This is a genomic window from Streptomyces sp. YS-3 (genome assembly GCF_045257485.1).
GTDB lineage: Bacteria > Actinomycetota > Actinomycetes > Streptomycetales > Streptomycetaceae > Streptomyces.
Map to the genome: position 1 here is coordinate 1 of NZ_JBJHPC010000737.1, position 2,982 is coordinate 2,982.

Sequence of the window (2,982 nt, forward strand, 5' to 3'; positions counted from 1 at the left end):
GTGCGGGTGTGGACGGACAGGACGGGCACCGCGGGCGTGGCGAGCTCGTGGTCGAAGGCGCGCATCCACCGCCCGTCGACGACCGGCCCCCGGTACTCGCGCCCGCTGCCCACCACCCGCCCGCCCGGCGCTCCGGAGAACACCGCGAACCAGGCGTCCTGGACCGCCGCGGCGGGCGCGGCGCGCAGCCCCCGTACGGTCGTGCCCAGCCGGGCGGCCACCTCCTCGTACACGCGGCGCGCGTCCGGGACGGTCAGTGAGGTGGCGGGGGCCCAGACGTGGCAGGCGCTGATGGGGACGATCCGGCGGATCAGCCCGCGCAGTTCGGGGCGCAGCGCGAGCTGCCAGGCGGAGGCGCCGCCCGCCGAGGTGCCGGCGAGGGTGATGTTGTCCGGGTCGCCGCCGAACGCCTCGGCGTTCTCCCGTACCCAGCGCAGCAGCGCGGCCTGGTCCTGGAGGCCCCAGTTGGCGCAGTCGCCGGTGAGGTCGTCGGTCAGCTCCTCGTGGTAGCCGAAACCGAAGGCGCCCATCCGGTAGTTGAAGGTGATGACGACCAGGTCGCCGCGGACCGCGAGGCGGGTTCCGTCGTACGTGGGCAGGCTGCCCGCGCCGACCTGCCAGCCGCCGCCGTGGATGTAGACGAGGACCGGGCGCCGTCCGCGCGGACCGGGCGTCCAGACGTTGGCGTACAGCCCGTCCTCGCTGCCGGCGGGGTCGACGGTCTGGAGGAAGGGCGGGGCGAACCGGGTCGCGTCGCGCACCCCGCGCCAGGGCAGCGGCGGCCGGGGCGAGGCGAATCTGAGCTCCCCCAGCGGGGGCCGGGCGTACGGTACGCCCCTGAACACCAGCGCCCCGCCCTCGCGCGCCCCGGCCACCGGCCCGGCGGTGGTGCGGACCACCGCCGGGCCGGAGGGTCTCGCCCCGGCCGCCGGGCGGGCGGCGGCCGGCGCCGCGCCCGCCACGGCGGCGGCGGCCGTGGCCGCGAGCACCGTCCGGCGGCCTGGCGCGGAGGGGGCCACCTCAGCCCGCCTCGGGCACGAACCGGACGCCGAGGTCGCGGATCCAGGCGTCCAGGTCGACCAGCCGCTCCATGACCGCGCGCCCGCTGTAGGGGCCGCCGATCGCGTAGGAGCCCACCGGGCGCTCCAGCAGGCGCCGCAGCCCCTTGGGGTCGACCAGGTCGAGGACGGGCGAGTCGCCGGAGGCGAGGGCGGTGACGCGGTCGCGCAGGGCGAGCTCGTAGCGGACGTCCTGGGTGGAGGGGTACGGGCTCTTCTTGCGCTCCACGATCGAGCGCGGCAGCACGTCCCGGGTCGCGGCCCGCAGCAGGCTCTTCTCGCGGCCGTCGAACGTCTTCATCGCCCAGGGGGTGTTGAAGACGTACTCGACGAGGCGGTGGTCGCAGAACGGGACCCGGACCTCCAGGCCCACCGCCATGCTGATGCGGTCCTTGCGGTCGAGCAGGAAGTTCACGAACCGGGTCAGGTGCAGATGGCTGATCTCGCGCATCCGGGCCTCCTGCGGGCTCTCGCCGGGCAGGGCCGGGACGTCCGCGATCGACTCCTTGTAGCGCTGGTCGATGTAGGCGCCGAGGTCGAGCCGGTCCCACAGGCCCGTGGTGCGCAGGGCGTCCTGGCCGCCGGCCCGCCGGAAGGGCAGATGCCAGGGGAAGGTGGCCGAGGAGACCGCCTCGGGGTCGTGGAAGTGGCTGTAGCCGCCGAAGAGTTCGTCGGCCGACTCGCCCGACAGGGCGACCGTGGAGCGGGCCCGTACCGCCTGGAAGAGCAGGTAGAGCGAGTACTCCATGTCGCCGGTGACGGTCGGCAGGTCGAGGGCGCGCAGGACCGCGCCGCGCACCTCGGGGGTGAGCAGTTGCGCGTTGTCCAGGACGATGTCCTCGTGGTCGGTGCCGATGTGGGCGACGGCCTCCTTCACGAACGGCGCGTCCGGCGCCTCCCACACCGCGTTGGCCTCGAAGCGCTCGGCGTGGCCGGTGAAGTCGACGGAGAAGGTGCGGATACGGCCGCCGTCCTCCTCGGCGAGCGCCCGGGCGGCGAGCGCGGTGACCGCGCTGGAGTCGAGGCCGCCGGAGAGCAGCGAGCACAGCGGTACGTCCGAGACGAGCTGGCGGCGCACGGTGTCGTCGAGGATCTCGCGGACCGTGCCGACGGTGGTGTCGAGGTCGTCGGTGTGCGGGCGCGACTGGAGCTGCCAGTAGCGGATCTTGCGCAGTCCGCGCCGCGAGAGGCGGACCATGCTGCCGGGCCGTACCTCGTACATGCCCCGGAACACCGCGTTCTCGGGCGTCATGGTCAGCGCGAACACCTCGCGCAGGCCCTCGGCGTCGACGACCGGCTCGGCCAGCGGATGGGCGAGGATCGCCTTGGGTTCGGAGCCGAAGAGCACCCCGTCGTCGGTGGGGTAGTACAGCAGCGGTTTGACGCCCATCCGGTCGCGCACCAGGAGCAGTTCCTCGGTACGGGTGTCCCACAGCGCGAAGGCGAACATCCCGTTGAGCCGCTCGACGAACGCCTCGCCCCACTCCAGATACGCCTGGAGCACCACCTCGGTGTCGCTCTCGGTGCGGAACCGGTGGCCGCGGGCGCTCAACTCGGCGCGCAGCTCGCGGTAGTTGTAGACCTCGCCGCTGTAGGTGACGACGGCCTCGGGGGTGACGCCGAACCCGGCGGCCATCGGCTGCCGGCCGCCCTCGATGTCGATGACGGCGAGGCGCCGGTGGCCGAGGGCGGCGTGCCGTCCGGCCCACACCCCGCCCGCGTCCGGTCCCCGGCACACCATGGTGGCGGTCATGGCCCGGACGCCGTCCTCGTGCTGCCTGACGTCGTGGCCGTAACCGACCCAGCCCGCTATACCGCACATGTCTCAGACCCCCCTCTCGTCAGGCGTAGGTGTAGTACCGGCGGTGGTCGACGACCTCGGCGACGGTCCGGGTGTGCCAGGGGAAGAGCGGGGTGCTGGGGT

Annotated in this window: 2 protein-coding genes; both read right to left on the reverse strand. The window is 74.0% G+C overall.

The features are described 5' to 3' along the window. The coding region (locus ACJA3G_RS34070; RefSeq protein WP_406556899.1) for a carboxylesterase family protein at positions 1–1,019 on the reverse strand (1,019 nt) is incomplete at its 3' end. A 1-nt stretch (position 1,020) separates the two neighbouring features. Continuing rightward, positions 1,021–2,880, reverse strand: a complete 1,860-nt coding sequence (gene asnB, locus ACJA3G_RS34075) for an asparagine synthase (glutamine-hydrolyzing) (RefSeq protein WP_406556900.1) — start codon at positions 2,878–2,880, stop codon at positions 1,021–1,023. Positions 2,881–2,982 lie beyond the last annotated feature (102 nt).

Excerpts from the sequence above, each read along its gene's own strand:
- asnB (WP_406556900.1), bottom strand. The coding sequence starts at position 2,880 with ATGTGCGGTATAGCGGGCTGGGTCGGTTACGGCCACGACGTCAGGCAG.